Origin of the sequence: Pelagimonas phthalicica, from assembly GCF_004364805.1 — a bacterium.
In the GTDB taxonomy this organism is placed as follows: Bacteria; Pseudomonadota; Alphaproteobacteria; order Rhodobacterales; family Rhodobacteraceae; genus Pelagimonas; species Pelagimonas phthalicica.
Map to the genome: position 1 here is coordinate 229575 of NZ_SOAP01000002.1, position 24902 is coordinate 254476.

General features: G+C 58.1%; 26 protein-coding genes. 18 read left to right on the top strand and 8 right to left on the bottom strand.

Features of this window, described 5'->3' with window-relative positions; all coding sequences use genetic code 11:
* Window positions 1-30: 30 nt before the first annotated feature.
* From CLV87_RS11185 to CLV87_RS11205, 5 genes are read left to right on the top strand one after another with little or no spacing between them, the layout of a single operon-like run.
* On the top strand, window positions 31-1311 hold the full coding sequence (locus CLV87_RS11185; protein ID WP_099245323.1) for an NAD(P)/FAD-dependent oxidoreductase: 1281 nt from the start codon (window positions 31-33) through the stop codon (window positions 1309-1311).
* On the top strand, window positions 1308-2063 hold the full coding sequence (locus CLV87_RS11190; RefSeq protein ID WP_099245325.1) for a DUF1365 domain-containing protein: 756 nt from the start codon (window positions 1308-1310) through the stop codon (window positions 2061-2063). The genes CLV87_RS11185 and CLV87_RS11190 overlap by 4 nt, the downstream gene beginning before the upstream one ends.
* On the top strand, window positions 2063-3226 hold the full coding sequence (locus tag CLV87_RS11195) for an SAM-dependent methyltransferase (RefSeq protein ID WP_099245327.1): 1164 nt from the start codon (window positions 2063-2065) through the stop codon (window positions 3224-3226). The genes CLV87_RS11190 and CLV87_RS11195 overlap by 1 nt, the downstream gene beginning before the upstream one ends.
* Window positions 3213-3959: an SDR family NAD(P)-dependent oxidoreductase gene (locus CLV87_RS11200; protein WP_099245329.1), complete on the top strand. Its 747-nt coding sequence runs from the start codon at window positions 3213-3215 to the stop codon at window positions 3957-3959. The genes CLV87_RS11195 and CLV87_RS11200 overlap by 14 nt, the downstream gene beginning before the upstream one ends.
* Before the next feature lie 40 nt (window positions 3960-3999).
* The gene (locus CLV87_RS11205) at window positions 4000-4398 is read left to right on the top strand and encodes a DUF2177 family protein (RefSeq protein WP_099245331.1); all 399 of its coding nucleotides are present in this window, start codon (window positions 4000-4002) and stop codon (window positions 4396-4398) included.
* 249 nt (window positions 4399-4647) lie between these two features.
* On the opposite strand, the gene CLV87_RS11210 is transcribed toward CLV87_RS11205, so the two are convergent.
* On the bottom strand, window positions 4648-5502 hold the full coding sequence (locus tag CLV87_RS11210) for a MurR/RpiR family transcriptional regulator (RefSeq protein WP_235871908.1): 855 nt from the start codon (window positions 5500-5502) through the stop codon (window positions 4648-4650).
* A 158-nt stretch (window positions 5503-5660) separates the two neighbouring features.
* Between CLV87_RS11210 and CLV87_RS11215 the strand changes: the two genes are divergently transcribed.
* Window positions 5661-8054, top strand: coding sequence for a GcvT family protein (locus tag CLV87_RS11215; protein ID WP_099245335.1), 2394 nt, complete (start codon window positions 5661-5663; stop codon window positions 8052-8054).
* Between the two features lie 133 nt (window positions 8055-8187).
* Here CLV87_RS11215 and CLV87_RS11220 read toward each other — a convergent pair whose 3' ends face one another.
* Entirely contained in the window at window positions 8188-8634 is a 447-nt protein-coding gene (locus CLV87_RS11220) for a hypothetical protein (RefSeq protein ID WP_099245337.1), read from the bottom strand.
* Window positions 8635-9153: 519 nt separating this feature from the next.
* On the opposite strand from CLV87_RS11220, the gene CLV87_RS11225 reads away from it, so the two are divergent.
* The 3 genes from CLV87_RS11225 to CLV87_RS11235 all read left to right on the top strand — a co-directional run bounded on the left by CLV87_RS11225 (window position 9154) and on the right by CLV87_RS11235 (window position 11760).
* Window positions 9154-9519, top strand: coding sequence for a hypothetical protein (locus CLV87_RS11225; RefSeq protein WP_099245341.1), 366 nt, complete (start codon window positions 9154-9156; stop codon window positions 9517-9519).
* Window positions 9516-10811, top strand: coding sequence for a relaxase/mobilization nuclease domain-containing protein (locus CLV87_RS11230; protein ID WP_099245343.1), 1296 nt, complete (start codon window positions 9516-9518; stop codon window positions 10809-10811). Before CLV87_RS11225 ends, CLV87_RS11230 begins: the two co-directional genes overlap by 4 nt.
* A gap of 211 nt (window positions 10812-11022) precedes the next feature.
* Window positions 11023-11760: a hypothetical protein gene (locus CLV87_RS11235; RefSeq protein WP_099245345.1), complete on the top strand. Its 738-nt coding sequence runs from the start codon at window positions 11023-11025 to the stop codon at window positions 11758-11760.
* Here the strand turns inward: CLV87_RS11235 and CLV87_RS11240 are convergent.
* On the bottom strand, window positions 11753-12097 hold the full coding sequence (locus CLV87_RS11240; protein WP_099245347.1) for a hypothetical protein: 345 nt from the start codon (window positions 12095-12097) through the stop codon (window positions 11753-11755). The two genes, CLV87_RS11235 and CLV87_RS11240, sit on opposite strands and share 8 nt — an antisense overlap.
* Window positions 12098-12249: 152 nt before the next feature.
* Between CLV87_RS11240 and CLV87_RS11245 the strand changes: the two genes are divergently transcribed.
* Window positions 12250-12831, top strand: coding sequence for a recombinase family protein (locus CLV87_RS11245; protein WP_099247692.1), 582 nt, complete (start codon window positions 12250-12252; stop codon window positions 12829-12831).
* Between the two features lie 17 nt (window positions 12832-12848).
* Entirely contained in the window at window positions 12849-13007 is a 159-nt protein-coding gene (locus CLV87_RS23870; protein ID WP_166652738.1) for a hypothetical protein, read from the top strand.
* A 273-nt stretch (window positions 13008-13280) separates the two neighbouring features.
* Here CLV87_RS23870 and CLV87_RS11250 read toward each other — a convergent pair whose 3' ends face one another.
* Window positions 13281-13976 (bottom strand): DUF4336 domain-containing protein, encoded by a 696-nt coding sequence (locus tag CLV87_RS11250; protein WP_099245349.1) that lies wholly within the window; start codon window positions 13974-13976, stop codon window positions 13281-13283.
* Complete coding sequence (locus CLV87_RS11255) at window positions 13969-14610, bottom strand: TetR/AcrR family transcriptional regulator (protein ID WP_099245351.1); 642 nt, start codon at window positions 14608-14610, stop codon at window positions 13969-13971. The genes CLV87_RS11250 and CLV87_RS11255 overlap by 8 nt, the downstream gene beginning before the upstream one ends.
* Before the next feature lie 82 nt (window positions 14611-14692).
* Here CLV87_RS11255 and CLV87_RS11260 point away from each other — a divergent pair, with 82 nt between their 5' ends.
* Both CLV87_RS11260 and CLV87_RS11265 read left to right on the top strand, forming a co-directional pair.
* Window positions 14693-15325 (top strand): nuclear transport factor 2 family protein, encoded by a 633-nt coding sequence (locus CLV87_RS11260; protein WP_099245353.1) that lies wholly within the window; start codon window positions 14693-14695, stop codon window positions 15323-15325.
* Window positions 15322-16200: a DMT family transporter gene (locus CLV87_RS11265; RefSeq protein ID WP_235871910.1), complete on the top strand. Its 879-nt coding sequence runs from the start codon at window positions 15322-15324 to the stop codon at window positions 16198-16200. The genes CLV87_RS11260 and CLV87_RS11265 overlap by 4 nt, the downstream gene beginning before the upstream one ends.
* A gap of 99 nt (window positions 16201-16299) precedes the next feature.
* Here CLV87_RS11265 and CLV87_RS11270 read toward each other — a convergent pair whose 3' ends face one another.
* The gene (locus CLV87_RS11270; protein WP_099245355.1) at window positions 16300-17661 is read right to left on the bottom strand and encodes a transposase; all 1362 of its coding nucleotides are present in this window, start codon (window positions 17659-17661) and stop codon (window positions 16300-16302) included.
* A 261-nt stretch (window positions 17662-17922) separates the two neighbouring features.
* Here CLV87_RS11270 and CLV87_RS11275 point away from each other — a divergent pair, with 261 nt between their 5' ends.
* Window positions 17923-18555: a tyrosine-type recombinase/integrase gene (locus CLV87_RS11275; RefSeq protein ID WP_099247696.1), complete on the top strand. Its 633-nt coding sequence runs from the start codon at window positions 17923-17925 to the stop codon at window positions 18553-18555.
* 214 nt (window positions 18556-18769) lie between these two features.
* Window positions 18770-19231 carry a hypothetical protein gene (locus CLV87_RS11280; RefSeq protein WP_099245357.1) on the top strand — a complete coding sequence of 154 codons (462 nt, stop codon included), beginning with the start codon at window positions 18770-18772 and terminating at the stop codon, window positions 19229-19231.
* A gap of 16 nt (window positions 19232-19247) precedes the next feature.
* On the opposite strand, the gene CLV87_RS11285 is transcribed toward CLV87_RS11280, so the two are convergent.
* Complete coding sequence (locus CLV87_RS11285; RefSeq protein WP_133840757.1) at window positions 19248-19520, bottom strand: hypothetical protein; 273 nt, start codon at window positions 19518-19520, stop codon at window positions 19248-19250.
* Between the two features lie 183 nt (window positions 19521-19703).
* Window positions 19704-19940 carry a hypothetical protein gene (locus CLV87_RS11290; protein ID WP_099245361.1) on the bottom strand — a complete coding sequence of 79 codons (237 nt, stop codon included), beginning with the start codon at window positions 19938-19940 and terminating at the stop codon, window positions 19704-19706.
* A 128-nt stretch (window positions 19941-20068) separates the two neighbouring features.
* On the opposite strand from CLV87_RS11290, the gene CLV87_RS11295 reads away from it, so the two are divergent.
* From CLV87_RS11295 to CLV87_RS11305, 3 genes are read left to right on the top strand one after another with little or no spacing between them, the layout of a single operon-like run.
* Entirely contained in the window at window positions 20069-21004 is a 936-nt protein-coding gene (locus tag CLV87_RS11295) for a hypothetical protein (RefSeq protein WP_099245363.1), read from the top strand.
* A gap of 3 nt (window positions 21005-21007) precedes the next feature.
* Window positions 21008-22261, top strand: a complete 1254-nt coding sequence (locus CLV87_RS11300; protein ID WP_099245365.1) for a hypothetical protein — start codon at window positions 21008-21010, stop codon at window positions 22259-22261.
* The gene (locus CLV87_RS11305) at window positions 22258-24885 is read left to right on the top strand and encodes a hypothetical protein (RefSeq protein ID WP_099245367.1); all 2628 of its coding nucleotides are present in this window, start codon (window positions 22258-22260) and stop codon (window positions 24883-24885) included. Before CLV87_RS11300 ends, CLV87_RS11305 begins: the two co-directional genes overlap by 4 nt.
* The last annotated feature ends 17 nt before the right edge of the window (window positions 24886-24902 follow it).

Here is a 24902-nt window from a genome sequence, read left to right on the forward strand (position 1 = left end):
GATCAAACCACGTAAGATTTCGGAGCTTTCATGACGTTTCAATCCCGCCCCATCGCCCCGCAGCGTATCGCGATCATTGGCGGAGGCATCTCGGGTCTGGCATCGGCCTACCTGTTGGCACCCCATCATGCGGTCACTGTGTTTGAGGCCGCGCCGCGACTGGGCGGCCATGCGCGCACCGTGATGGCGGGGATGCGGGGGGATCAGCCGGTCGATACCGGGTTTATCGTCTTTAACTACGCCAATTACCCGCATCTGACTCGCATGTTCCACGATCTCGACGTGCCGGTGGCCAAAAGCGATATGAGCTTTGGGGCCTCGATCAATGACGGACGGGTGGAATATGGGCTCAAGGATCTCAAGGCGCTGACCGCCCAGCCCAGCAATCTGGCGCGGCCCGGTTTCCTGCGCATGGTGCGCGATATCCTGCGCTTCAACGCCAATGCCGAACGGCTGTCCAGCGATGACAGCCTCACCATTGGCGAGCTGATGGATGAGATGCGTTTGGGCGATTGGTTCCAGCGTTTTTACCTGATGCCGCTTTGCGGGGCGATCTGGTCGACGCCGCCTTCGGAAATCCGCAAATTTCCGGCCCGCGCCCTGGTGCAGTTTTTCCGCAATCACGCCTTGCTCAGCACCTCGGGGCAGCATCAATGGTGGACCGTGGATGGCGGGAGCCGCGAATATGTCACCCGGTTGGAGCAGCATCTGAAATCGCGCGGTGTGGTGATGCGTCTGGGCACGCCGGTGCAAACGGTGCGCCGGGATGGCCAGCAGAGCTTCGTTGAGACCGGGCAGGGGGCAGAGGCACCCTTTGATCAGGTGATCTTTGCCTGCCATTCCGATCAGGTCCTGCGCCTGTTGGAAAAGCCAACGATGGAGGAGGCGCAGGCGCTTGGCGCGATCCGCTTTCAGGATAATGAGATGATCCTGCATCGCGACACCCGTCAGATGCCGCGCCGCCCCTCGGTCTGGTCCAGCTGGGTCTACAAGGCCGACACCACCCGCCCGGAACCCGCCATTGGTGTTACCTATTGGATGAACCGGCTGCAGAATATCGACGAAAAGGACCCGCTCTTTGTGTCGCTGAACCCGTCCGAGCCGGTGGATGAGCGGTTGATCTATGACCAGACCACATTCCGCCACCCGGTCTTTGACGGTCCGGCTTTGCGCGCGCAGCGCCAGTTGACGGCGTTGCAAGGGCAGAACAACACCTGGTTTGCCGGGGCCTATACGCGCCATGGTTTCCATGAAGACGGGTTTGCCAGTGCGGCGCGCATTGCCCGGTTGATGGAGCGTCAACCGGCATGATCACCCCAGCCGAACATATCCGGGGCAGCACGACCCATATCCGGTGCGGCGAGATCCGCCATGCTTTTCGCTATGGCGTCGACTTTGTGCTGATCGAACCCGAGGCGGATCAGCCCAGCCCGGGCCTGTTTTCCCGCAACAGGTTCAACCTGTTCTCGGTGCATGACCGCGATCATGGTGGGGTGTGGAAACAGGGCAGGGGGGCCACCTGGGCGCGTGAGGTGCTGCGCGAACACGGGCTGGATGAGGCCACGTGCCGGTTGTTCCTGCTGACGCAACCGCGCTTTCTGGCCTATGTTTTCAACCCGGTCAGCTTTTGGCTGGCCTATCGCGAGGGGGAGCTGCTGGCGGTGATTGCCGAGGTCTCGACCCCGTTCAAAGACCGCCATTCCTATCTGTGTCACGCACCGGATTTTGCGCCGATCACCGCGCAGACCCGGCTGAGTAAACCCAAGGCGCTGCATGTTTCGCCCTTCCAAGAGATCAAGGGCAGCTATGGCTTTACCTTTGATATTGGGCCTGACCGTTTTGCCATCGCAATCAAGCACCGCAATGACAGCCAAGGCGTGAACGCCACCCTTAGCGGCACCCGCGCGCCGATGACCAATCGCGGGCTGATCACCGCCAGCCTGCGCCGCCCGCTAGGCGCGCTGCGCACCATCGCGCTGATCTATTGGCAAGCCCTGCAACTCAAACTCAAAGGCGCGCGCTATCGCACGCGGCCAGAACCCCCAAAGACCGAGGTAACCTGATGCTCTTCCTAAGCAAACGCGTAAAGCATGACTTTCTCGACACCTGCGCGCAGATCCAGAAAGGCAGCCTCAAACTCCTGACGCCCGAGGGCGAGACCTATAATTTCGGCATGGGTGCCCCCGAGGCGGAAATGCAGATCCATGACTGGTCGGTCGTAACCGCCATTGCAGCGCGCGGCGATATTGGTCTGGGTGAAACCTATGTGGCGGGGCTGTGGGACAGTCCGTCGATCCAGACCCTGACCGAGGTTGCCTTGCTCAATATGAGCGCCTTTCAGGGCTATGTGTATGCCGGGTTCTGGAACAATCTGAAATTCCGGGTGGTGAACCAGTTGATGCGCGCCAATTCCCAGCGCGGAGCCTCGCGCAATATTCAGGCGCATTATGATGTGGGCAACAACTTCTACCAGCTCTGGCTGGACGAAGGCATGACCTATTCCTCGGCCCTGTTTGCCAAGGGGGACAGCGATCTGATGCGCGGGCAGAACCGCAAATATGACCGCATTCTTGACCGGATCAATGGGCGCGAGAACGTGCTGGAAATCGGCTGTGGTTGGGGTGGCTTTGCCGAACGCGCTGCGGATCGCGGCCATGCGGTCAAGGCGCTGACCATCTCGCCCAGCCAAAAGGGCTATGCCGATGCGCGTCTGGATGGGCGGGCCGAGATCTGTTTGCAGGATTATCGCCAAAGCGGTGGCAGCTTTGACGCCATCGTCTCGATCGAGATGATCGAGGCAGTAGGCTCGCGCTATTGGCCGACCTATTTCGCCACGCTGAAATCGCGCCTGTCCGAGGGCGGGCGCGCCCTGGTGCAGGCGATCACCGTGCCGGACAGTTATTTCGACACCTATCGCAAAACCTCTGATTTCATTCGCCATTATACCTTTCCGGGCGGCATGTTGCTATCGGATGAGGTGATCGCCAAACAGGCGGCGCAGGCGGGTTTGCAGGTCAGGGAAAGCTTTGCCTTTGGTCAGGATTACGCCCGCACCTGCGCCATGTGGGGGGACCGGTTAAACGATGCCTCCCGGAAGATCCGCAAACTGGGCTATGACGAAGGCTTCCTGCGCAGCTGGCGCTTTTACCTTGCCATCTGTTCGGCCTCCTTTGCGGTTGGCCAAACCAATGTGGTGCAAGTGGAGCTGGGTCATGCCAGCGCCTGATCGCGAAACCATCTGGATCATCGGGGCCTCGGATGGGATCGGCGCGGCTTTGGCGCGCGGGTTTGCCATGCGCGGGGCCCGGCTGATCCTGTCGGCGCGCTCGGCAGATCGGTTGGATGACCTCGTGCGCGAGATCGGAACCGACCCGCATATTGCCCTGCCGCTGGATGTCAGCGACCGGGCCAGTCTGGAACAGGCGGTTGCGGCGGTGTCGGATATGGGCCCGGTGGACCGGGTGATCCATATGGCCGCCGCCTATGATCCGGGCCGCATTGACGAGATTGACGCCAAGACCGCCGCGCGCATTGTCAGCATCAATCTGACCGGTAGTTTTCATATCTCGCAACTGGCGCCCAGGGTGCTGCGACAGGGCGGGCAATTGGCCATGTGTGGCTCGATCGCGGGCTATTTCGGCCTGCCACAGGGGCAGATATATTCCGCCACCAAGGCCGGGGTGATCAACCTTGTGGAATCTTTGAAGGTCGAGCTGCAAGGCCGCATTGACGTGCGCCTGATCAGCCCCGGTTTCGTCGATACACGCCTGACCCAGCGCAATGATTTCGACATGCCCGCCTTGATCACACCCGAGCTGGCCGCACGCGAAATCATCCACGGCCTGAACAGACGCAAGTTCGAGGTCCACTTTCCCCGTCGCCTGACCCTGGCGCTGAAACTCTTGCGCGCCTTGCCCTATTGGGCGGCGCTCCCCCTGACACAGAGGCTGGTGCGATGATGCGCGCGCTGCAACTCCCCCTCACAAAGAGACTTCCCTCATGAAACTGATCGTTTTGTATCTGGTCACCGCAGCGGTGTTTTTGCTGTTGGATATTATTGGCCTGCGCTACCTCGTCAAACCGGTGTTTGAGCGCCATGTCGGGCATCTGTTTGCCGACCCGTTCCGTATGGGCGCGGCGGCTTTGTTCTATTTGGGCTATGTGGCGGGGATCTTGTGGTTTGTCTCGCTGCCCGCCTTGCGTCAGGGCGATCCGATGGCGGCGCTGATTGGCGGCGCTCTGCTGGGGCTCTTGGCCTATGGCACCTATGAGTTCACCAATTACGCGACGCTCAGGGATTGGAGCCTTGAGCAAGTGATTGTCGACACGCTTTGGGGCGGTTTCCTGACCGGCATTGCCGCCTGGGCCGGGGTGATGGTCGGGCGCTCCTTTTCCTAGGGTGCTGGAATTGAAATCCGCAACATAGACAATTGGTTACTACACTGGTTCGCGCCCGGCACCGAGGGTGGGCGCGTCGAAACTTGGCAAATGGGTTGTGGCATCATCTAGCTGCGCATCTTTTTGAAACGTTCAGACGAATTCGCGCCCGCCCTGGGGGGCGGGGTCGGGCGCGAACCGGATCGCAGACGATCCGGGGACATTTTTCTATGACAAGGATTTCGAATGTAGGTGACTAGGCGCAGATAACTACGGTTTTTTTGCAATCGTCACATAGGCGTTCTGTTTGATCCGCGCCTGTTCATAGGCGGTGATTCTTTCGGCGGCCTCAGCGCCGCCATGGGACACCAAAAGCGACAGGATCGCCTCAAGCACCGAGACCACGCCGGAATAACAAGCAAAGTGATGTGTGCTGTTCGAGGAAACGGTCAGCAGGTAATCCGGCACCAGATCCGGCGCGATGAAATCGGAATCGGTGATCAGGATCAGCTTCACCCCACGTGCCTGCGCAAATTGGCAGGCCTCAACCGTTTCGCGCGAATAGGGGGTGAGGCTGATGGCAATCATCGCGTCACCGGGTTTGGCATGGATCAGCTCATCCACGGCGCTGCCCATGTGGCGCGGGATAAGTTCCAATGATGTCAGCGCCATACGCCCGACATAGTGAAAGTAATAGGCCATGGAATAGCTGGCCCGCACCGCGGTGACAAAGGCGCGATCAGCCGTCAGCAATACCTCGACCACTTCGGCCAAAAGCGCGGGGTTTTGCCGCTCCAAAGACCTTTGGGCATTTGACAGGGTGTTCAGCGCCGCCTCGGCCTGAACCTGACCGGTTTTGCCATGGGCAAACAGTGGGTCAATCCAATCGGGTCGATCCTGCAATTCGGTGGTCGAGACCAGCGCATGACGGAAGGGATCACGAAAGGCCTCAAAACTGTCAAAGCCCAGCTTTTCCGCCAGCCGGATCAGGGTAAAGGTGCTGACCCCGGATTTGCGCGCGGTCTCGCGAATATAGTCGAGTCCAAAATCCGCCGGGTTATCGAGGATGTATTTGGCCGCCTCCTGCATTCGCGGCGTCAATTGCGGCGCGCGCTCCTTAAGCATTGAAATCGTTTTGGATTTTAGGGTCGGGTCCATTGGGTGTCGTTCGTCAGAAGGGCCGCGGATTTGATAACCAGTGTTATATAGGCGCGCATATTGACTGCTAGCGTAATTTTTTCCTTTTCTCAGGCCAAGACCCAACAATCCGAAAGACCTGCCAAATGGCGCATTCTCTTCCTTCTCACGCTTCTGTCGTTGTTATTGGCGGCGGTATCATGGGCTGCTCGACCCTGTATCATCTCGCCAAGATGGGTGTCTCTGATGCCATTCTGGTTGAGCGCAACAAGCTCACCAGCGGCACCACCTGGCATTCCGCCGCGCAGGTGCGCGCCCTGCGTCATTCGCAAAACCTGACGCGGATGATCCAGTATTCGGTTGACCTTTATGCTCAGCTTGAGGCCGAGACAGGCCAGAATGTTGGCTGGATTCAAAAGGGGTCGTTGTCCATCGCCACCAACCCTGATCGTCTGGTGCATATCAAACGGCAAGAGGCGCTGGCCCATGCCTATGGTATCGACGCGGTGTCGGTCTCGCCGGCGGAGGCCAAGGAACGCTGGCCGCTGATGAATGCCGATGATGTGCTGGGCGCGGTCTGGTCCCCTGACGATGGGCGCGTCTCGCCCTCGGATGTCTGCGCGGCGCTGGTCAAAGCAGCCAAGGGGCTGGGCGCAAAGATCTTTGAAGAGACCGGCGTCACCGGCATTCTGACGGAAAATGGCCGGGTGCGGGGTGTTGAAACCAATCAAGGCACCATCATGTGTGACGCCATTGCGCTTTGCACCGGGCTTTGGTCGCGCGAGATCGGGGCCATGGCGGGGGCCGAAGTACCGGCTCTGGCCTGCGAACATTTCTACCTGCTGACCAAGCCGATTGAGGGCATCACCGGCAACAAGCCAACCCTGTCAGACCATGACAACCACCTCTATATCCGCGACGATTCCGGTGGCTTGCTGGTTGGCTGTTTTGAACCCATGGGCAAACCCATCGCGCCGGGCATTCTGGATGAAAGCTTTGAATTTGGTCTGCTGCCCGAGGATTGGGATCATTTCGAACCCATGATGATGAACGCGCTGCATCGGTTGCCCGCCCTGGAAACCGCCGAGGTCAAGATGCTGCTGAACGGCCCCGAAAGCTTTACGCCTGATGGCACGTTCATGCTGGGCGAAACCGCCGAAACCAAGGGGCTGTTCCTTGGCTGTGGCATGAATTCGGTCGGCATTGCTTCGGGCGGCGGGGCAGGGATGAACCTGGCCCATTGCATTGTGCATGGCCATACCGCCTATGATCTGGGCGAGGCGGATGCGAAACGCTTTGCTCCGGTGTTCAATTCCATTGACCACCTCATGGCCCGCGCGCCCGAGATCCTGGGCACCCATTACGACATCGCCTTTCCCGGCAAACAGCTCGCGACGGCGCGCAACCTGCGTGCCCTGCCGCTTGAGCAAGACTACAAACGGGCAGGGGCGCACATGGGGCAGTTCTATGGCTGGGAACGCCCGCTCTATTTCGGCAAAACCGCCGAGCCGCGTTTGACGTTTGAGCGCCCGGATTGGTTTGACCATGTCGCAGCTGAGGTCAAAGCCGCCCATGAAAGCGCCGCGATTTTTGATGCCTCCTCCTTTGGCAAGATCGACGTCACCGGCCCGGATGCCGAGGCGTTCTTGCTCACGACCTGCGCTGGTTTCATGGGCCGCGCGCCCGGCTCGGTGATCTATACCGCCGTGTTGAATGAACGCGGCACGTTTGAATCCGACATCACCGCACAGCGTCTGGCCCAGGACCACTATCGCCTCTTTGTTGGCACCAACGCGATCAAACGCGATCTCGCCTGGTTTCGCAGCCATGCCGAAGGCTTTGATGTCGCCCTAAGCGACAGGACCGAAAGTTATGCGGTTTTGGGCCTGATGGGGCCTGATGCAGCACGGATAGCCGCAGACTGCGGCGCACCAGAGTTGCAAGAGCTTGGTTATTTCAAACACGCGTTCGCCCGGCTTGCTGGGAAGGATGTGCGCGCCGCGCGCCTGTCCTATGTGGGCGAGGCCGGTTGGGAACTCACCATGGCGGCCTCGGATGCGCCTGCGATCTATCACGCCCTCACCAGGGCCGGGGCCAAGCCCGCCGGGCTTTATGCACAGACCTCCATGCGGATCGAAAAGGGATTTTGTGCGATGGGCCACGAGCTTGATGGAGACGTGACCCCGATCGAAGCGGGGCTCGATTTCGCCACCCGCAAGGGCGGTGGTTTCATCGGGGACAAAGCCCTGGCTGCCCGTCGTGATGCCGGCGCGGTGGCTCAGGTTGTGTCGCTCAAACTGGCAGATCAAAACGCCGTGCCTTTGGGCCATGAACCGATCTATCTGAACGGAGACATCATCGGCCAAACCAGTTCATGCGCCTATGGCCACCGCATCGATGCCCCCATCGCCCTTGGTCACATCAAAACCCCTGTCGCCGACGGCACCACCGTCCAGATCGACATCGCCCGCAAGATGTTTGACGCGACGCTGATCACAGGACCGCTCTTTGACCCAGAGGGCACGCGGATGAAAAGGTGATAGGCGAAAGACAGATAAGCCAGGGGCGCATCAATGCGTCCTGGCCCTAGTCGCCCGGAACCGCATTCCTGTCATAGCGCCAATATAGCCGGATCGCCTGCGAACCTGTGTGGTGGCCTTTTATCAACAGAGCCTAGGTCCCGGATTTGAATTGGAGTGCACTTTGCCAAAGCGTGTCGAACAATTCCTGATCCTCCGGGTCATAGCCCAGATACGCCAGCGCTTCCTCTTGTGTGCGAAAAACGCCGACATCCCGATCCACATAGGTTTCGGAGACGGATTCATACAAGCGCGAAATGCCGAATTGGACATCTGTCGGCCCGTATAACGCCGTGCGCGACGCCCTCCCGCGCGCTTTGTAGTAGGGCAGGAGGCAATAGGCCAACCTGCGCATCTCGCTATAGGTGGCTTCGGACAATGTGCAGGATTCCTGATCAACCAGCACATGGAAGTTCGGGTCAAATTGCGGATCGTCGATATAACCCAGAAAGCAGTCCAGGTTCTCTTTGACAGTGACATCACCAAAGTAGCGGACGAAAGTCAGTCCGAACTCTGGGAGTATCCTGCGCGCTATCGGCATGGTGAGGATGCTTTCGTGCCTGTGTCCACCTGAGAGAAACCATTAACACATTCCAACCTAGGAAGGTTTGCCCATTCCGTCAAAAGAAAACGTCATGTACCGAAAACGGCAAGACCCACGAGGGTTGTCTTGAGGTACCTGGAACTCGAAGCTTGCTTTCATCCGGTTATTGGTCGTTCAGACGGTCACTCAGCTACGCAAAGCCCCGCCCCCCATCGCTTCGCCACTGAGGAGGCACTTGGGCACGGAAAAGCAAACAGCCCGGTTTTCCAAATTTCTAAAGGGGAAAGTGGCGGAGCATTGGGGAGGTGCTTCGAACCAATGGGATGAGTTCTTTGCGGAGCTTGAGCGGTGGGAAGAGGTTTTGAGCCAGCATTCCAAATTGTCGACGGACGACCCGTGAGATCCGCCTGATCCGCCCGGCTGACGCCCGCCTTCTCATAGCCAACACATCACAGTTTTAACCAACCCGCCCTCGGTACGAGCGGCGGGTTTTTCTTTGGAGAATTGCCACCCGCCATGTCCCGCACGTCCGATCATCGTATCACACTTCGGCTCAAGCCGGAGGAGCATGCGCGGATTGTGGCCTTAGCTGGGGATGTGCCGTTAAGCGCGTTTATTCGTGAGGCGGCTTTGGGCGATGCATCGGGCAAACGGGCGAAGCCACAGCGCCGTGTACGATTGGAGGACAAAGCCGCGGCCGCAATTCTGGCGCGGTTGGGGACGCATCAGCTTGTACGAGAGTTCCGGCAAGCCGCGCGTGCTGCGGAAAATGGCGTGCTGGATGCCGACGCGGCGCAGCTTGCCAAAATTGACGAGGCTCATGTCCTATTGCGCGACATCCGTGCCATACTGATGGATGCGCTTGGGCGGAGGGGATCATGATCCTCAAGGGCAGCCAGCGCGGGCATGGCACCCAACTGTCGCGGCATTTGCTCAATGATCAGGACAATGATCATGTTGAGGTGCATAGCGTCGATGGGTTCCTCAGCGAGGACGTGACCGAGGCCTTTGCCGAGATCGAAGCCATCGCCAAAGGCACCAAATGCCGTCAGATGTTCTTTTCGGTGAGCTTGTCGCCGCCAATGGAGGCTAAGGTCGACCCCAAGACCTTTGACGACGCCATCGACCGATTGGCCGAGGCCAACGGGCTTCAACACCAACCCCGCGTGGTGATCTTCCATGAGAAAGACGGGCGTCGCCATGCGCATGTGGTCTTCTCGCGCATCGACCCCGCCAGCATGACCGCAATCAATCTCCCCCACTATAAAAACCGCCTGCAAACCCTGTCCCGCCAACTTTTCCTCGAAAACGCGTGGAAAATGCCTGCTGGCCTGCGCGACTGCAGCCTCAAATCCCCGACCAATGTCACGCTCGCCGAATGGCAGGCCGCCAAGCGGCGCGGCAAGAACGCCATCGACCAAAAGGCATTGATTCAGCAATGCTGGGCGGTGAGCGATAGCCGCGCGGGGTTTGAGGCGGCTTTGGCCGATCATGGCTATCGTCTCGCCAAAGGGGATCGGCGCGGGCATGTGATCGTCTGTCATGATGGTGAGGTGTTCACCGTTGCAAGAGCCACAGGCCTGCGCGCTAAAGCCGTGAAGGAGCGATTGGGCGCACCGGATGATTTACAGAGCGTCGCGGAGGCGATGGAGGCGCATAGAGCAGATGTGCGCGGGCAGTTTGGGCGCATGGCTGGAGAAGCGCGTGCGGAGCTGGCTTTGAGGCGACAAGCGCTGGACACACAACGCGCGGCGATGATTGCCACGCATCGAAAGGAACGTGCGCGGCTCAGTCAGGGTCAGGCCAAACGCTGGGCGCAGGAAACCGCCGCCCGCAAGGCGCGCTTTCAGGCCGGGTTGTCCGGCCTCTGGCAGCGCCTCTCGGGCAAACGCCGTGCCATCACGCGGCAGAACGAGTGTGAAGCGCTTGCCGCGCTCGACCGCGACAAAGCACAGAAACAGGCTTTGAGCGAAGCGCAATTGGCAGAGCGCCGCGTGTTGGAGGAACAGCGCCGTATGTTGAGCCAAAAAGCGATGGGGCTGATCCGCGAAATGCGCAGTGAACGTGATGAATTGGTTGCCAAACTTTCCGCCCCGCAGCCCACCCCGAGGCGCAAACGCAAACGGCCTATGCACGATGCGCAAATTGCACCTTTTCCCGGCCCTGAGCCTTGATCCAATCATACATCTGCATGCGCACGGGCAAATTTGCACGCCACCCCACAAATGCGGTACAATGATGGGGTTATGATATTGAATTCATTTGGTAGTTTTTGCAATTTGGGTGGTCCGGTGACATCGGGGACTCGACCGATGTTTTGGACAGCAGAACACCGCTTCCTGTCTTCTGTAGGAGACAGGGGCGCAGCGCGGATCGAGGTGCGTGATGCGTGATTTCGCCGATGAGGATTTGGACGCAGAGCGCGCAGCGGACAAACGCCAGCGCGACGTTGATGATCTACAAAATGAGGTTGCTGGGAATGAGACGGGGCGTATTTCGCGGTTTCTAAGCGCGGAAGACGATCGCTCGGTCGAGGGCAAACGTCGCAAGCGTGAGAAGCAGGAGGCGGCGGATCGGCGATTGATGGATCTGATGAAAGACCCGGAATATGCGGCGCTGCATCACGATCTGGGCGATAAGTTGCGAGATGCCGAAACGGGCGCGGATGAGACCATTGCCGCGATGCAGGCGCATCTGCGCGCCATTGAAGCCGAGATCGCGGACATTGAGGCCAGAGCGGCGAAAGGGCCGGACGGTGCACCTGTCTTCCGCACGGCGCACGGTCGCGTCGTCCACGCGGACGGCGAAGAGCTACCGCCCGAGATCGCTGCAGGTATCATCTGGCCAGATAATGCCCCGAGTGCAGAGGATTATTTCGCCGCTCGTGCAGAACGAGATTCTGCAGTTGCAAAGCTGAACGAATGGCAGAGCTATCGGAACGACGTTCTGGGCGGTATCCGCCACCGCTATGATGACAAAGAAAATCCAATGACGAAAGATGACTTGAAGGACGCGTTGGATCAGATTGAAACTGCCAGACCCCTAGAAGCCACGCTTAACACAGATATGGCGCAAGAGACCAAACCACTCGCCGCGCCACAGGCCTTCCCGAGCTTCAGTTGAATGGGCCACACTGGCTTTCAATGACGACAACCAAAACCGAACTTGGGTGGTAGTCGTTGAACTCTCGAATGCGTTCAATTGACGTCTCAAAACCCGTTTCCGATAGTCCGGTTCCATCAAAAAACGCTGAGCCAATACAGTCTGCCATGGCGGGCTTGATCCGCGCTGCGATGGACGAGGCCATGACAAGTTGCGTTGAAATATAGGCGCGTTGGCGGTCTGCAGAACGTTGCAGGAACTCCGTCCCGTTAAACCCTTCCGCCGCAGATTCCTGTGGACAAATCGCGGTCATGAGCGCCAAGCCTGTTGCCCCAACCGCACCTGCTATGTTGTTCATTTTCTATGGTTTTTGTTCAATCGGCAGCTTTTCGGGATTCCGCGAATACGGTAAATAGAGGAACAGCAAAACAAGGGGTTTGCGAGGGCGAAGACCCGCACGAACCCGTAGATCGAGACCTGATCGAAAAGGATCAATTCCGATCAGGTCCCATGCCCAATCCCCGCCGCATCGGCTATGTCCGCGTCTCGACCAGCGACCAGCTGATCGACCGTCAAATCCACTCGTTGCAAGAGCGTTGCGACGACATTCGTATCGAATACATATCCGGCGCGGCGCGCGAACGTCCTGTGTTTGACGCCCTGATCCGCGACCTCAGCGCAAGCGACACATTTGTTGTCCTGGACGTGGATCGCGCTTTTCGCAGTGCTGTCGATGCCCTTGTCACCGCGCAAAACCTGCGCGAGCGCGGCGTCGGGTTTGACATCATCAATCTACCCGTCGACGTGCAAACCGACCTCGGCGAAATCCTCTACGGCTGCCTCGCGCTGTTCTCGCAACTCGAGCGCAAAACCATTAGACGCCGCACCCGCGAAGGCCTCGCCGCGGCCCGCAAACGCGGCGTGCGCCTCGGACGTCCGGCAATCCTGCCCGACACTGTGATCCGCGAGGCCCATGACTGGATGCGCGAAGCCGCTTTACCCTGCCGCTACGTGACCTGGTTCCTCGGCGTCTCCCGCCTGACCCTGCAACGCGGGTTCCGGCGGCTGGGGCTGGAATACCCGATTCATTAAAAAGAAAGAGAGGCCCCATGACATACAATTTCTATGGCATCACTGAGGCAGAGCTGTTCCGTCTCATAACCGCCTACAGCGCCATCAAAAACCCATCCATCCGCGCCGAGTTCCTACGCACCGTCGAAGCCTGGGCCATGGACCAATGGGACGCGAGTGGGAGTGAAGTGCCTTAGAGCGGTCGCTCAGGTGGAATGCGGCGAAGGAGGTGCAGGAGCCCAACTGGAACCTTGGATTTTCTCGCTGCGCGCGCACGCGGCGTAAATCTTGCTGCACTCGCATCATGTTTGTCTCTCCGAGGTGGCGTGAAAACCGGCCGTTCATGCCGGCCGCAGCAAATTTTTTTCAGGTTATGGGAAAGGCGTGGGACAAAGAGAGCTTTCGCTGCGGCTGCGCCAATGGCGGCTCTCAAGCATTAGTCGCGTGCTGTGCGGCAACAAGTACATAAATCAAATCCATCGCAAGCATTGCTGTAAGTAGGCGCTTCCGTTTGTTTGCTGTATCACACCATGTGCCATCACAACGTTTTCCACGTCGCGGCTCAGAAGTTTGTCGCGAATTTGCCTGAGTTTGGCGCGACGAAAAAACGACATGCGCCAATCCAGGGGAGCATAACCCTTACCCTCAGTTATGCCCCAAGCGCGTGCAAGCCAATGTTGCCAGCCTTTCCAGTTCTTCTCGAGAAAGTCGCTCCCGAAATTCTCCGAAAAATCCGCAACTATCAGCGTTCGTGAGGGTTTGTGGAGGAACAGAACTTCATCCATGGCCATTGACCCCTGTACATGGAACTGTTCGAATTCATCGCTCCAAAGGCGCGGAGCGTTACCGTTCAATGGCGTCTGAAAGCTGAGATCATTACGCTTTTTGATTGTCGAAGCTGGCCCCCAGAGCAGAGCGTCCGGAAACCGCTGCTGCCATTCTGATAGAAAGAGATGATGAATCTTGTTGGGGCTGACGAGATGTCGAACCGGTCCGAGAGCCTCGACCTCTTGCGCCAACTCTTCTGTCAACTTGATCGGTGACCAAACCCAGATATCGCCGTTTTCGAGGCGCGCGACGACGCTTCGGGTCGGATAGGCGAAGCCGTGAAAATTCACGCATTGGCCCTCTACGATCCATAGGTTGGGGACAAAGTCTTCAATCATTAGAATTCCCTTCCGGTAGGGGGCGGACCAAGCCGCGGATCATTTCAAAAGTACTATTCGAGGTATGGGCCATCTCCTCGGGGGAAAGTGATGGCCCATTTAACGCAAACCATCGGTCCACGCTGCGAGCCAAAGCCTTGAGCATGTCCCGGATCAACCCGTCTGGTAGGTCCGCCCGAACCTCTTCGGCGGTCTGACCAATCTGAATGACATCGTCCAGAATTGCATCGAGTTGGGCCGTGAGCGGCGCGAGACATTCCGCGGCAGCGGCACTGCCGTAAACAGTCAGCGCCAGCGCCGCCACCTTGTCGTTTGCGTGGAGCAAATCAACAAGGTCGCCTACAAGATTTTCCAAACCAATCCAGTAGTCGTCCACATCGCGCAGGGTCTCGGCCTGCTTATGCGCGAAGTCCAGCAACGGAGAAAAATCACGTGTGCAGACCGCCAGATACAGATCCGATTTTCCGGTGATATAATAATAGGCTTGGCCCTTGCTCATCTGAGCGTCGGAGAGAACGCGATTGAGCGATGCGTCGGTATACCCGTGCCGAATGAACTCAGCCTGAGCAGGATCGAGCAAGCGCGCCCTCTTATCCTCTGGAAGCGCCCAAAGTCTTTCAGACTGCTCACTCATACTGGCCGCCTCGCTAAAATTCGTTTCTTGCCTTTTTTAGACCGGCGGTCCAATAAATGCAATAGGTAAATAGAGGTGACCTATGATTCCTGACTACCAAGACTTTGCGAGAGAATGGGAAGCCGCATGGAACTCTCATGATCTGGACCGCATTTTGTCTCATTACTCGGACGACGTTGTCTTTCGGTCGAGAAAAGCCCTTGTCTTTGTCGGTGACGGAGAAACCCGCGGCAAAGCGGCTTTGCGCGTCTACTGGGAGGCCGCTCTAAAGGCGCAGCCTGACCTCAAGTTCGAGGTTCAGCATGTCTTTGGCGGGCACAAGATGGTTGTCATCGTGTTCTGCAATCACAGAGGTCAGCTTGCCGCCGAGACGCTCCAATTTCGTGATGACGGGTTGGTCCACCTGGCCTCCGGGAGCCAAGAGGACTATCTCGATCCGTCGCAGTACAAACTCCAGGTGGATCTCTGGGTCAAACCGGGGATGGAGAGAGCTTTCGAAGCATATGAACGCAAAGCGATGGTCAATATGGCCAACTATGGCGGCATTCTTGTCGGGCAATCCCGCCCTGAAGTTGGCCCTACAGAAAGACATGTCTTGGGGTTTCCAAGCAAGGCGGCATTTGAATCCTACAAACAGGGACCCGAAGCGCGCGCTGTCCGGGCGGAACGTGACGCCTGCATCGAAAGAACCGAGATCGTGGAGCTTTCCGAGTGACCGAGATCAATTGCCAATCGCGCGCGACAGTGTTGTCGGGTGTCGCACTCATGTGCCTGGGCGTGGCGTGTTTTGGTGTGAATGACGCGATCGCAAAGGTCCTGGCGGACCGATACTCTCCAATGCAGATCCTGTTTATGCGCAATGTCCTTGCTCTGCCGGTCGCCCTCCTACTGGCCCTTGGCTTTCAAGGACACAGGGCTCTACGGTCGAGCAAACCGGGCGTGCACCTTGTACGCGGGGTCTTTTGGATACTGGCGACTTTCCTGTTCTTCACCAGTATCAAACATGTGGGACTGGCCAAATCGACCGCCCTATTGCTCGCGTCGCCTTTGCTCATTGTTGCCGTCTCCGCAGTCTTCCTCAAAGAGAGAACGGGCTTCAATACGTGGGTTGTCGTGATCTCAGGGCTGCTTGGTGCGTTGATCATTGTACGACCAGGTCTTGCGGGATTCGATCCGTTGGCTCTCTTAGCTCTTCTTGCAGCATTGATGGCTGCTTTCCTGATGTTGTCAGCGCGTTGGGTGGATGAGACAGAAAGCTTTTGGACACTCATGCTTTACTTGACGGCTTCGAGCGCTTTGGTCAGCGCCTTGGCAGTGCCTTTCTTTTGGGTCCCGCTCCAAGTTCGGGATCTCATTTTGTTCGCGGGTGTCGCTGCATTTGGAACAGCGGGCATGGTCTTGATGACCCAGGCTTTCCGTTTGGCACCAGCAACAGTTGTCGCTCCACTCGACTACACTGCGCTTCTTTGGGCAACGCTCTTCGGATGGTTGTTCTGGAACGAAGTTCCCGACCTGATCACTTACATTGGAGCAGCAGCTATCACCCTGAGTGGGATCATATCTGCCTTGCAGGCCAATGAAGGAAAATAACACCCTTCACATCGAAAGGGCCGCAGATCAATGATGCTGTTGAAAAACTCGCTTGATGGACGTTTCGTTGCGAGGTCCTGAAGGTTTTCTGAGCTCTTCTCACACCATCACTGGCTTCATCTTTGCCAATTTGCGAAGGTTCTGGACGGTTGCAGCCATCAAGAATTCATCTTTGGCTCCATTTGGTCCTCTAAGGTGAAGGCGATCGAGACCTATGATACGTTTGAGGTGTGCGAACAGCATTTCGACCTTCTTCCTGGCGTAGCCTGACGCGACATAGGCATCGGTCTTGGCAATGTCTCGGGCTTTCTGACGAGCAGCTTCGTGTCTGGATCGAGAGATCTTCCGGATAGGTTGTCCGGGGGTGCATTTTGACTTTAGCGGACAGGCGGCACAGTCCTGTTTTCGGGACTGATAACGTTTGCCCCCCTCCTTGTTGAACTTGGGCCGCCCCTTGCCGATGTCGCGCCAGTAGGGACGCAGCTCGCGTCTGCCCGGACATTGATACGCGTCAGTCTCGGGGTCGTATATGAACTCAGTGGCTGGGAAAGCGCCGTCCTTGCGGGCGGATTTATCAAAGACGGGAATATGCGGCTCAATGCTTTGTTCCTCGACCAGCCAGCCGAGCATCTCGGCGGTGCCATAGGCTGTGTCGGCCGCCAATCGTTCAGGATGCAGGTCAAAGCGTTCCCGCGTGCGTTCCAGCATCTGGCGTACCGAACGCACTTCGGCCTGTCGGATGGGCACCGTCGCTTCAACATCGACGATGACCGCATGATCTAAGTCGACCAGATAGTTTGTGCTGTATGCAAAAAAGGGTCTGTCGCCGTTTGCACTGGTGTAACGTGACACGGGATCTGATGGCGAGATCGCCTTGGGTTTCACAGGCGTTGCCGCGCCAAAGGCACTGTCATCGAGTGTATCAAGATATTCTTGGGTCGCGCGGGCAACCGCATCCGAGGCTGACCACTCCTTAAAATCAACCTTGCTGTAGCGGCTGGCATCGGCCTTGATCAGCGAGGCATCCGCGCCAAGGGCTGCGCCGCCGACAAGTCCTTCAGCGATGCATCGAGCGAGCACATCTTCGAACAAATGACGGAACAGGTCACTGTCGCGAAAACGACCGTGGCGGTTCTTGGAAAAGGTCGAATGATCGGGCACCTGGTCGCTTAGGTCGAGGCGGCAAAACCAGCGATACGCGAGGTTGAGATGCACCTCCTGACACAGTCGTCGTTCTGAGCGGATACCAAAGCAATAGCCGATGATTAGCATCCGGATCATCAGTTCGGGATCCACGGAAGGGCGTCCGGTGTGGCTATAGTAATCAGAAAGGTGAGCGCGGATGCCTGTTAAATCCACGAAAGGGTCGATCGAACGTAGAAGGTGATCTTGAGGGACGTGATCTTCCAGCGAAAACTCATAAAACAATGCTGGTTGTGCCTCTGGCCGATGCCCCATCATCTTCAAATCTCCTGACCAATGCAGAGATTGAATCAGGCGCGCATCACCAAATCAAGGAAGAGTTTTTCAACACAATCCAATGGAAGCGGACGTTCATGCCAAGCGCAGGATTTAGAAACATGGGCTCAAAGCCGCCGAGTGCGCATGCAGAGCCGACGCAGTTGAACGGCCTCTGAAAGCTGCCATTGCCAAGGACGGTACAATCTCATTGCCCGCATGGTGCTGGTGACTGGGTTTGGAGGGAGGATCGGAGGGCAAAACATGCCAAGAGTCCAACTTCCTGCAACAACCCCGAAACGCAGAGCCTGGAACAAGGGGCGGATCATCGGTCAAAAACGGCCCTTGCTGCCAAAACAGGTCTGGGCGATCCGGGCGCGGCTCGAACTGGCTGGTTATCTACGCGATCTGGCGCTGTTCAACGTCGCCATCAACAGCAAGCTGCGCGGCTGTGATCTCGTCAGATTAGCTGTGCCTGACCTGGTAAAGGACGATCGTGTGCGAGAACGCGTATCGGTCATCCAGAGCAAGATCAAGCGGCCGGTTCAGTTTGAATTGACGGAAAACACACGCGAAACTGTCTTGGCCTGGGTCAAATCACCCGAAATGTTTGCGTGTCAGTTCATGTTCCCAAGCAGGTTCCATGACCGGCCGCATATCTCCACTCGCCAGTATGGTCGGCTTGTCCGCGATTGGGTGACTGCAATCGGCCTTGAACCAAGTGGGTATGGCACGCATTCACTTCGCCGTACAAAGGCAGCGGAGATTTACCGCAAGACAGGCAACCTCCGCGCGGTGCAACTGCTGCTTGGTCACACCAAGGTCGACAGTACAGAGCGTTATCTTGGCGTCGAACTCGAAGATGCCCTGAGCATAGCTGAGCGCATTGATATCTGAGACACCTTGGCGAACGGTCCTGCCGTTCGCCATTTCAAAGCGGGTGTCCGTCCCTTATGCGGCGTTGGTCGGCGCTGAGCCCATTAGTTTCAAATGCTGCGCGGCACACGAATGGCCGCAAAATGGACGCTGTCCTTCTCTTCTGTGGTTGAAGACCATCTTGCAATGAGAACACTTCATACCAATATTCAAAAAGGTAGGCAGGAGGCGAACCATGGGAACAGTGCGTTTAAGTGAGAAATTTTCTGAACTTCCTAGGGAAAGCGCTAAGGACCTGGCTCCAGAAGAAATTGATCGTTACCTCGCATCAAAGTACCGATTGCCGAATGACGAAAAAGTCGTCGAAAGGTCACGGCAACTCCAATCCGATGGCGATATCGGAGACCAGATGCTTCGGGACATCGTGATCAAAGAAATCGAGGCAAAATCAGAGAGCGAAAGACGAGAGTATATGTTTAAGACATCGCTTGCGCTCTACGGAGTTTGCGCCACTTCTATGCTCATGTCTGCGCTGATCGTTCTCTTCGGAGGCGTCGAGGACAGCGTGTTTTCAACACTCTTTGCTCTAAGCCTATTCGCGATTTCATGCGGCGCGGCTGGGTTTTCATATTTTAGGTTTTCTAGCAAACTCGTGGAGGCAGAAGCCACGTCACAAGCGCATGGCGACAAAAGCTGATAGTTCGCAAAACACCTCAAGAGCCATTTTCTCGAAAATTTCTCAACGACAGCAAAGTCCGCGACTGAGTTGTAGGATCGGCCTGCGGCGAAAGTTTGGTTTCGGTTTCCATGAGATCGACGCCCTGCAACGACTGTTTCGGTGACTTACACGACATCGCAGCAACAAACATTCTCCACGCGCGAGCAAATGCTGCGTCAGCAATAGCTGCGTGAGCGAAAGGCTGGATTGTCCGCTTCTGAGTTGTCGAACTCAGCTGCGGCAAAAGTTCACTTTCGATCTTGGCCAAGTCGATACCCTTGAATGGCTGCTTAGGTGACATGCGCTGCTTCGCAGTGAATGACATGCCGCGATTGCGAAGTCATGCTGCGTCAGCGAGGTACCGAAATCGAAGGTCGGCAAAGTCCGCCCAACTCCATCCAAACGCCCTGCAGTTAAGATCGGTAGTGAGCCCAATTAGTACCTTGAGCCTTCAGGCTGCGCTCGCCAGCCGCGCCAAAATTAACGCCTTTGTATCGAAGGTCGTGTTGCGCGGCAGCAGGAAAACCAGCCATTGACGCCCGGCGCGGTTTAGGTATCCGCGGCAAATTACATTTCGCGGACCAAGCGCTGTTTCGGCCTGCTGTTTAAGTCTGTTTTCGGTAATCGAGCGAAGAGAAACAACGGAGCTTGCTGGTCCGTCCAGGGAGGGTTGAGCTTCGGTCACCATATCTTTTTTAGTGAAGCCAAATGTGGAAAGAACATTTGGGATACAATCAATCCTTGCTAGTTGGCCGGTATCTTATTAGCGTTCTTTCAAAATTTGTTTACCTAAACAGTTTCACTTACGGAAGTTCGATGCCCGACCTAAATTCGATGCCAGATTACAGACGTCAGATATTGTTAGCTCAGCTGTACAACGCGATCGAATGCCTTCCCGAGGTTGGATCCGACGAGGCGATCGAGGCAGTGCGAGAGTTGGCGCGCGATTGCATGGTGGCGCTCGAAAGTTCATTACCTCCGAACCATCTCCATGAGAAGGTCTTTACCGACCACGTGTTCCCGCGTTGGAACGAGCTTTTTCACTTTGATGAGAGACGTGAGGAGGTCTCGAAGACCCAGATGGCCACATTGGTGACGCGCTTCGTGCTGGTCGAGTATCTCCTACCCGAGGGATTCTTGGACGTGGACATGGTCACCAATGATGACTTCGCCGAGCTTACGGCCAGTGACTTCGAGCCAGGCGCACGGGTAGGTGCCCAGACACTTGAACGCCCTGACCTCATGTGGGCCACAACGATGCAGGACGTTATCAACGTTGCGCCAAGTGCGAAAACTGAACGCGTAATCCCGTTCGAGGAAGCGCGCACGCTGCGGGACCACCTGGGGCTTGTACAACGTGGGGCGAACGCCGAATTAGTGCTACTAGTCTTCGACTTAGATGCCCTCTGCAACCATACAGATTCGCCCGAAACACAGGTTTCGCGGCCCTTCATTTTCGAAGGGATCGGCAACGCACGGTTCCACCTGTTCGACCACCAGACCCATGCCCCGTGGAATCGCGCGCTCAACCTCGCGGCGGTCAAAGACCCGGGAACCATGCCGGAAGGGGGGCGTGAAATCGTCATGACCTCGGTCCCGTGCAGCGCCGTGGAACGGTGCATCCCGTTGGAGGTTCTTGACGAGCCGCCCTGCACCGGGCGAGAAAAGGTCGTGGTGGACATCATGATGCGTCAGCAGTCAATCGACGTGGCGAAACAACGGATCACTCAGTTCCTCAAGGAAGCGGGCTGAAGGATGCCTGAGCTCGTCCAACTCCAAAATGCAGAGGCGCTGGCGGATTGGATACTCGATGCCGCGCATGCCTACGGGAAGACGCTGGTTCCGAATGCGCAGACCGGCGACGTGCCGGAGGCCATCGACCGAAAGCGCGCGGACGCCAGGGACGTCCTTGAGAAACGCCGCCGCGCACTCGACCCAGTACCTTACGATGGCGAGGATTACTTTCACCGCCATGTCAGCCAGGCGCTTGGCACCGCCGACGCGCTCAGCAACCCCGATCACCCACGCGCAGGCATGCCAGACCGCACGGGCCCGTTGCGGGAGGTCCTGGAACGGCTCTTGCTGCAATGGGTCCCGTCTCAGGGGGCCGCGACGCTGTACCTGCTGCTCGATCTTGCGCGTCGGCACCGGCTGGAGCCAGCGGTGGAGACCGTGCACATGTTGCTCGCGCGCGGCCAGGTGGCGAGGACGCCCGCGGATTGGCACAAGGCGATCGGGCGAAAGGCCGTAGCGATTGCTTATGAATTCGCGCCTTCGACGATGGCGCGGAACCTACTCAAGGAGATGCCCAACCGGAATGACTACTGGTCACCCGATTGCAGCGTGATGACCGCGGCGGGGCTGGTGCAGGCGGAGCCTGACAATTGGTACACCCATCTGTCGCGCTTTCAGCCCGAGCTCGCGACGCTTAAGCTGGGCGCGCAGCGCAGCGCCTTGCGACAGGTGGTCGCCGGGGCCGGGTTTCGCAACGTGCTGATCGGCAGCTCGGCCATCCTGCCCTACACATTCGACCCCGACGGCCGCCCCGCGACCCCGCAGAGCTACAGACATATGCCCACGCTGGAACTCCTGTTCAAAAGCGCGGCCACGCCGATCAAAACCGGCGTCGCCTACACGACGTTGTACTTTCAGACACGCGATGCTGAATTCGAGTTGCCCGAGATCGCCAAACAGCCCGAGGTACACGACGCGTATCGAGCAGCGCTCGGCCAGGACTGGGACACCGAGCGCACTTTAGACACGTGCAGCTACAGTTACATGTATCTGGCCGGAGTATCGGCGGACCTGTCCGTGGATGCTGGGCTAAGGCGGCTTCACGGCGCGACAAAAGCGCTTACGAAAGACCTGGATGTGCTGGGCACGGAAGCGAAACCGCCAGGCGCGGGCGATGCTGACGCTTTGGGGGCATGGGGGGAACTTGAGGCGCTTGAGGACCTCTACCGCGCCGACAACCTTCTTGACGAAGCGCTCTGGTTGGACGCGCCATGACAAAGACGCAGCTTCTGGAACACAGCATCTACAACGCGGCGCGGCTGCGGGGCCTCGCATATTTCAACGACTATGATGTCCGCTACGCCGAGCAGTTCCGGCGCCCGATCCGCTATTTCATTGACCCTGCCGTGGCCTTGCTGCTTTTCGTTTGGCCGGGCCGGCTTTATGATCAAGAACGCCACAACGTCTCTTACCTGGCGACGTTTTCCTATGGCTCTCCGGGGCAAGAAGCCGAGGTTGTGGACGCGCTGCTGTCGGGCGAATGCCTCTTTCTGACCGATCTTGACGCCGACAAAGCAGGCGGCGAGACGCCGGCCTTTCGTCACCGTGAGATGTTCCCGTCCCATTGGACCGAGTTTGTGAACCGGCTCCGGTCCTTCCTGGGCCAGGAGGTAGGGCGCGACAGCGTGGGGCTCACCGCCGAGTTCCAGGACGCTATTTCCGACGCTCGCAACCACCTAGAAGGTGCCAATGAACAGATAAACCAGGGCGGCCTCGAGATCCAGAAGAGGCTGCGAGCCGAACGGATGGAGGCGGCGGCCGCTCGGCTGGAGCGAACGACGATCATGCAGATCGCGATGCAGCGGCGCATCCGCGAGCGCCAACTTGTCCTCCCAGCCAGCCAACTCCCGCAGACCGTCTTCCGGCCCGGCGAAACCGAGGTGAGCGCCTGGTCCAAGGCGTTGCGCGACGCGGGCAAGAAGGACAGCATCCGAGCGGATGCGAAGGTCCTGGCGCAGTTGGATATGCTCAACGAGGCGCAAGCGCAGAAGCCGCGGTCGCAGCGCGTGCTGAACGTGCTGGTCACCGGAGATCACGCGATCCACCAGGCCTTCTTTGACCGGAGGCTCGAGGCTGCGCAATACGGCGGCCGCGGCGGCGAAATCGACAGCGACGGTCGGTTCGTGCCGGATTGGGACCGCGAGATCTTCTCACGCTTCATGCGCACCTATACTGTACGGCACCCCGCGCAGTTCGTGGCCACGCTGAACCAGAGGCAGATGCGCAACAAGATCAGCGGCCGCCAACTTTTCAACGAGGTCGTCACAGGGACCGAGGCGATCATTGCGATGATCACGGACTCCGAGGCGGAGACCATCGACCTCGCCACAGAGGCCGTGCGCGACGCCAGCAGTGCGATCCAGAGGATCCAGGCCTGCATTGCTCGGATCACCTCGAAGGACCGTCAGCGCATCCAAAAAAGCTTTGACGAGCTTCAGGACAAATGGCTGGGCAGCACGCAGCACTCGATCATCATCAATCGCGGCGCCGTGATCGACCGCATGCGCGCCGCTCGGCAGATCCATGAGCACGTGCAATTGGGCGACGGTCAGTTGGAGAAGTTCCTCGAAGATGAGCAGCTGTCACTTTGGAACAGCGTCACTCAGATCGGCCTGGCCACCGCAGCCCGCGAGGCCCTAGGTCAGGTCCGCGATGCCCTTGTCGAACGGCGTAGGAAGCGCGGCAAAGACGAAACGCGCATGCCCGCGCATCTGATTTTCGACTATGGGCCCGTTATCGGCGACAAACGGCTGCACACCGTCCAAGAAGAGCTGGAGCTTAACAACAAGTCCACGTTTGACGAGATCGATCGCCGCATCACAACGCTTGACGACGACCGAATCTGGAGCGCGCTTCTGCTCAGCGCCGTGTTGGCCGCGCGCGCGTCCGATTGGAGCCGCCTCATCTGGTACGCGGACAAGACACGGGAAGCCTTTGAGGCAGCCGCAAAAAGCAATCACACCGACACCCAGGACGAAGGGTATTTTGAGACGCTCTATGCCGCGGCCATAGGACGGCGCATGCGCCATTACGAAAGCGACTTCGAAGAGGCCGACGGATTTCTTTCGCGGGCGATCGACCACCACGCGAAGGCGCCGGAAGACGACCACAAGGAACAATTGCGATTGGCACGCGCGCTTTCTGAACGGGGAACGCTGCGCCTTTTCGAGCAGTTTCGGCGACTGCGCTCAAGTTCACCCGAAAGCTGCCTAACGGCGGAAGACATGATCATAGCCAGGGACGACCTGGAACACGCCGACCGATTGGCGCGCAGCCACTATGACCAGCTCTTCAAGCAAAACCAGATTGATCACTTCGACCCCCGCACGCAGAACCAGCTCAGACGCGTCTCTGGGCATGTTTGGCGCCAGGCGACACTCAATCGCCCCTTCTTCGACCTCTTGGGCCATTTCATCCTGCCCGAAGCGCCAGGGTTCCCCGACAGCTACACCCCCTCACGCTTTCACGACATGGTGGAAGAAGCCAAGCGGGCATGGCAGCGGCTCAAAACAGAGTCCGCCATGAACAAAGCCAGAGGACGCAACGAAGAATCGACCGATGCCGCTCTTGCAGACGGCGTGCCCGAGTTCGACGATGAGGGGGAAATCAACGCACCCTTGAACAGCCCACTCTTTCTGTTCGACATCTCCGTGCTGACCTTCGCCGACATCAGCGAAGCCTCGGACGAGAACAGAAGCAAACTGGAGACGCTTCGGGCCGATATCGACGAGTATTACGGAAAGCTGCGCAGGACGGCAGCAACGCGGCACGACCGCATGATGGCGCGCGACTTCTACGATTGGGTGACGCAACGGGTGGATGAGCTGCTGAACAGCTGATGTGAGGCCCGCGTGAG

What these genes read in the sequence shown, in the direction of transcription:
- CLV87_RS11185 (WP_099245323.1), top strand. Translation starts at nt 31, where the DNA reads ATGACGTTTCAATCCCGCCCCATCGCCCCGCAGCGTATCGCGATCATT.
- CLV87_RS11190 (WP_099245325.1), top strand. Translation starts at nt 1,308, where the DNA reads ATGATCACCCCAGCCGAACATATCCGGGGCAGCACGACCCATATCCGG.
- CLV87_RS11195 (WP_099245327.1), top strand. Translation starts at nt 2,063, where the DNA reads ATGCTCTTCCTAAGCAAACGCGTAAAGCATGACTTTCTCGACACCTGC.
- CLV87_RS11200 (WP_099245329.1), top strand. Translation starts at nt 3,213, where the DNA reads ATGCCAGCGCCTGATCGCGAAACCATCTGGATCATCGGGGCCTCGGAT.
- CLV87_RS11205 (WP_099245331.1), top strand. Translation starts at nt 4,000, where the DNA reads ATGAAACTGATCGTTTTGTATCTGGTCACCGCAGCGGTGTTTTTGCTG.
- CLV87_RS11210 (WP_235871908.1), bottom strand. Translation starts at nt 5,502, where the DNA reads ATGCTTAAGGAGCGCGCGCCGCAATTGACGCCGCGAATGCAGGAGGCG.
- CLV87_RS11215 (WP_099245335.1), top strand. Translation starts at nt 5,661, where the DNA reads ATGGCGCATTCTCTTCCTTCTCACGCTTCTGTCGTTGTTATTGGCGGC.
- CLV87_RS11220 (WP_099245337.1), bottom strand. Translation starts at nt 8,634, where the DNA reads ATGCCGATAGCGCGCAGGATACTCCCAGAGTTCGGACTGACTTTCGTC.
- CLV87_RS11225 (WP_099245341.1), top strand. Translation starts at nt 9,154, where the DNA reads ATGTCCCGCACGTCCGATCATCGTATCACACTTCGGCTCAAGCCGGAG.
- CLV87_RS11230 (WP_099245343.1), top strand. Translation starts at nt 9,516, where the DNA reads ATGATCCTCAAGGGCAGCCAGCGCGGGCATGGCACCCAACTGTCGCGG.
- CLV87_RS11235 (WP_099245345.1), top strand. Translation starts at nt 11,023, where the DNA reads ATGCGTGATTTCGCCGATGAGGATTTGGACGCAGAGCGCGCAGCGGAC.
- CLV87_RS11240 (WP_099245347.1), bottom strand. Translation starts at nt 12,097, where the DNA reads ATGAACAACATAGCAGGTGCGGTTGGGGCAACAGGCTTGGCGCTCATG.
- CLV87_RS11245 (WP_099247692.1), top strand. Translation starts at nt 12,250, where the DNA reads ATGCCCAATCCCCGCCGCATCGGCTATGTCCGCGTCTCGACCAGCGAC.
- CLV87_RS23870 (WP_166652738.1), top strand. Translation starts at nt 12,849, where the DNA reads ATGACATACAATTTCTATGGCATCACTGAGGCAGAGCTGTTCCGTCTC.
- CLV87_RS11250 (WP_099245349.1), bottom strand. Translation starts at nt 13,976, where the DNA reads ATGATTGAAGACTTTGTCCCCAACCTATGGATCGTAGAGGGCCAATGC.
- CLV87_RS11255 (WP_099245351.1), bottom strand. Translation starts at nt 14,610, where the DNA reads ATGAGTGAGCAGTCTGAAAGACTTTGGGCGCTTCCAGAGGATAAGAGG.
- CLV87_RS11260 (WP_099245353.1), top strand. Translation starts at nt 14,693, where the DNA reads ATGATTCCTGACTACCAAGACTTTGCGAGAGAATGGGAAGCCGCATGG.
- CLV87_RS11270 (WP_099245355.1), bottom strand. Translation starts at nt 17,661, where the DNA reads ATGATGGGGCATCGGCCAGAGGCACAACCAGCATTGTTTTATGAGTTT.
- CLV87_RS11275 (WP_099247696.1), top strand. Translation starts at nt 17,923, where the DNA reads ATGCCAAGAGTCCAACTTCCTGCAACAACCCCGAAACGCAGAGCCTGG.
- CLV87_RS11280 (WP_099245357.1), top strand. Translation starts at nt 18,770, where the DNA reads ATGGGAACAGTGCGTTTAAGTGAGAAATTTTCTGAACTTCCTAGGGAA.
- CLV87_RS11290 (WP_099245361.1), bottom strand. Translation starts at nt 19,940, where the DNA reads ATGGTGACCGAAGCTCAACCCTCCCTGGACGGACCAGCAAGCTCCGTT.
- CLV87_RS11295 (WP_099245363.1), top strand. Translation starts at nt 20,069, where the DNA reads ATGCCCGACCTAAATTCGATGCCAGATTACAGACGTCAGATATTGTTA.
- CLV87_RS11300 (WP_099245365.1), top strand. Translation starts at nt 21,008, where the DNA reads ATGCCTGAGCTCGTCCAACTCCAAAATGCAGAGGCGCTGGCGGATTGG.
- CLV87_RS11305 (WP_099245367.1), top strand. Translation starts at nt 22,258, where the DNA reads ATGACAAAGACGCAGCTTCTGGAACACAGCATCTACAACGCGGCGCGG.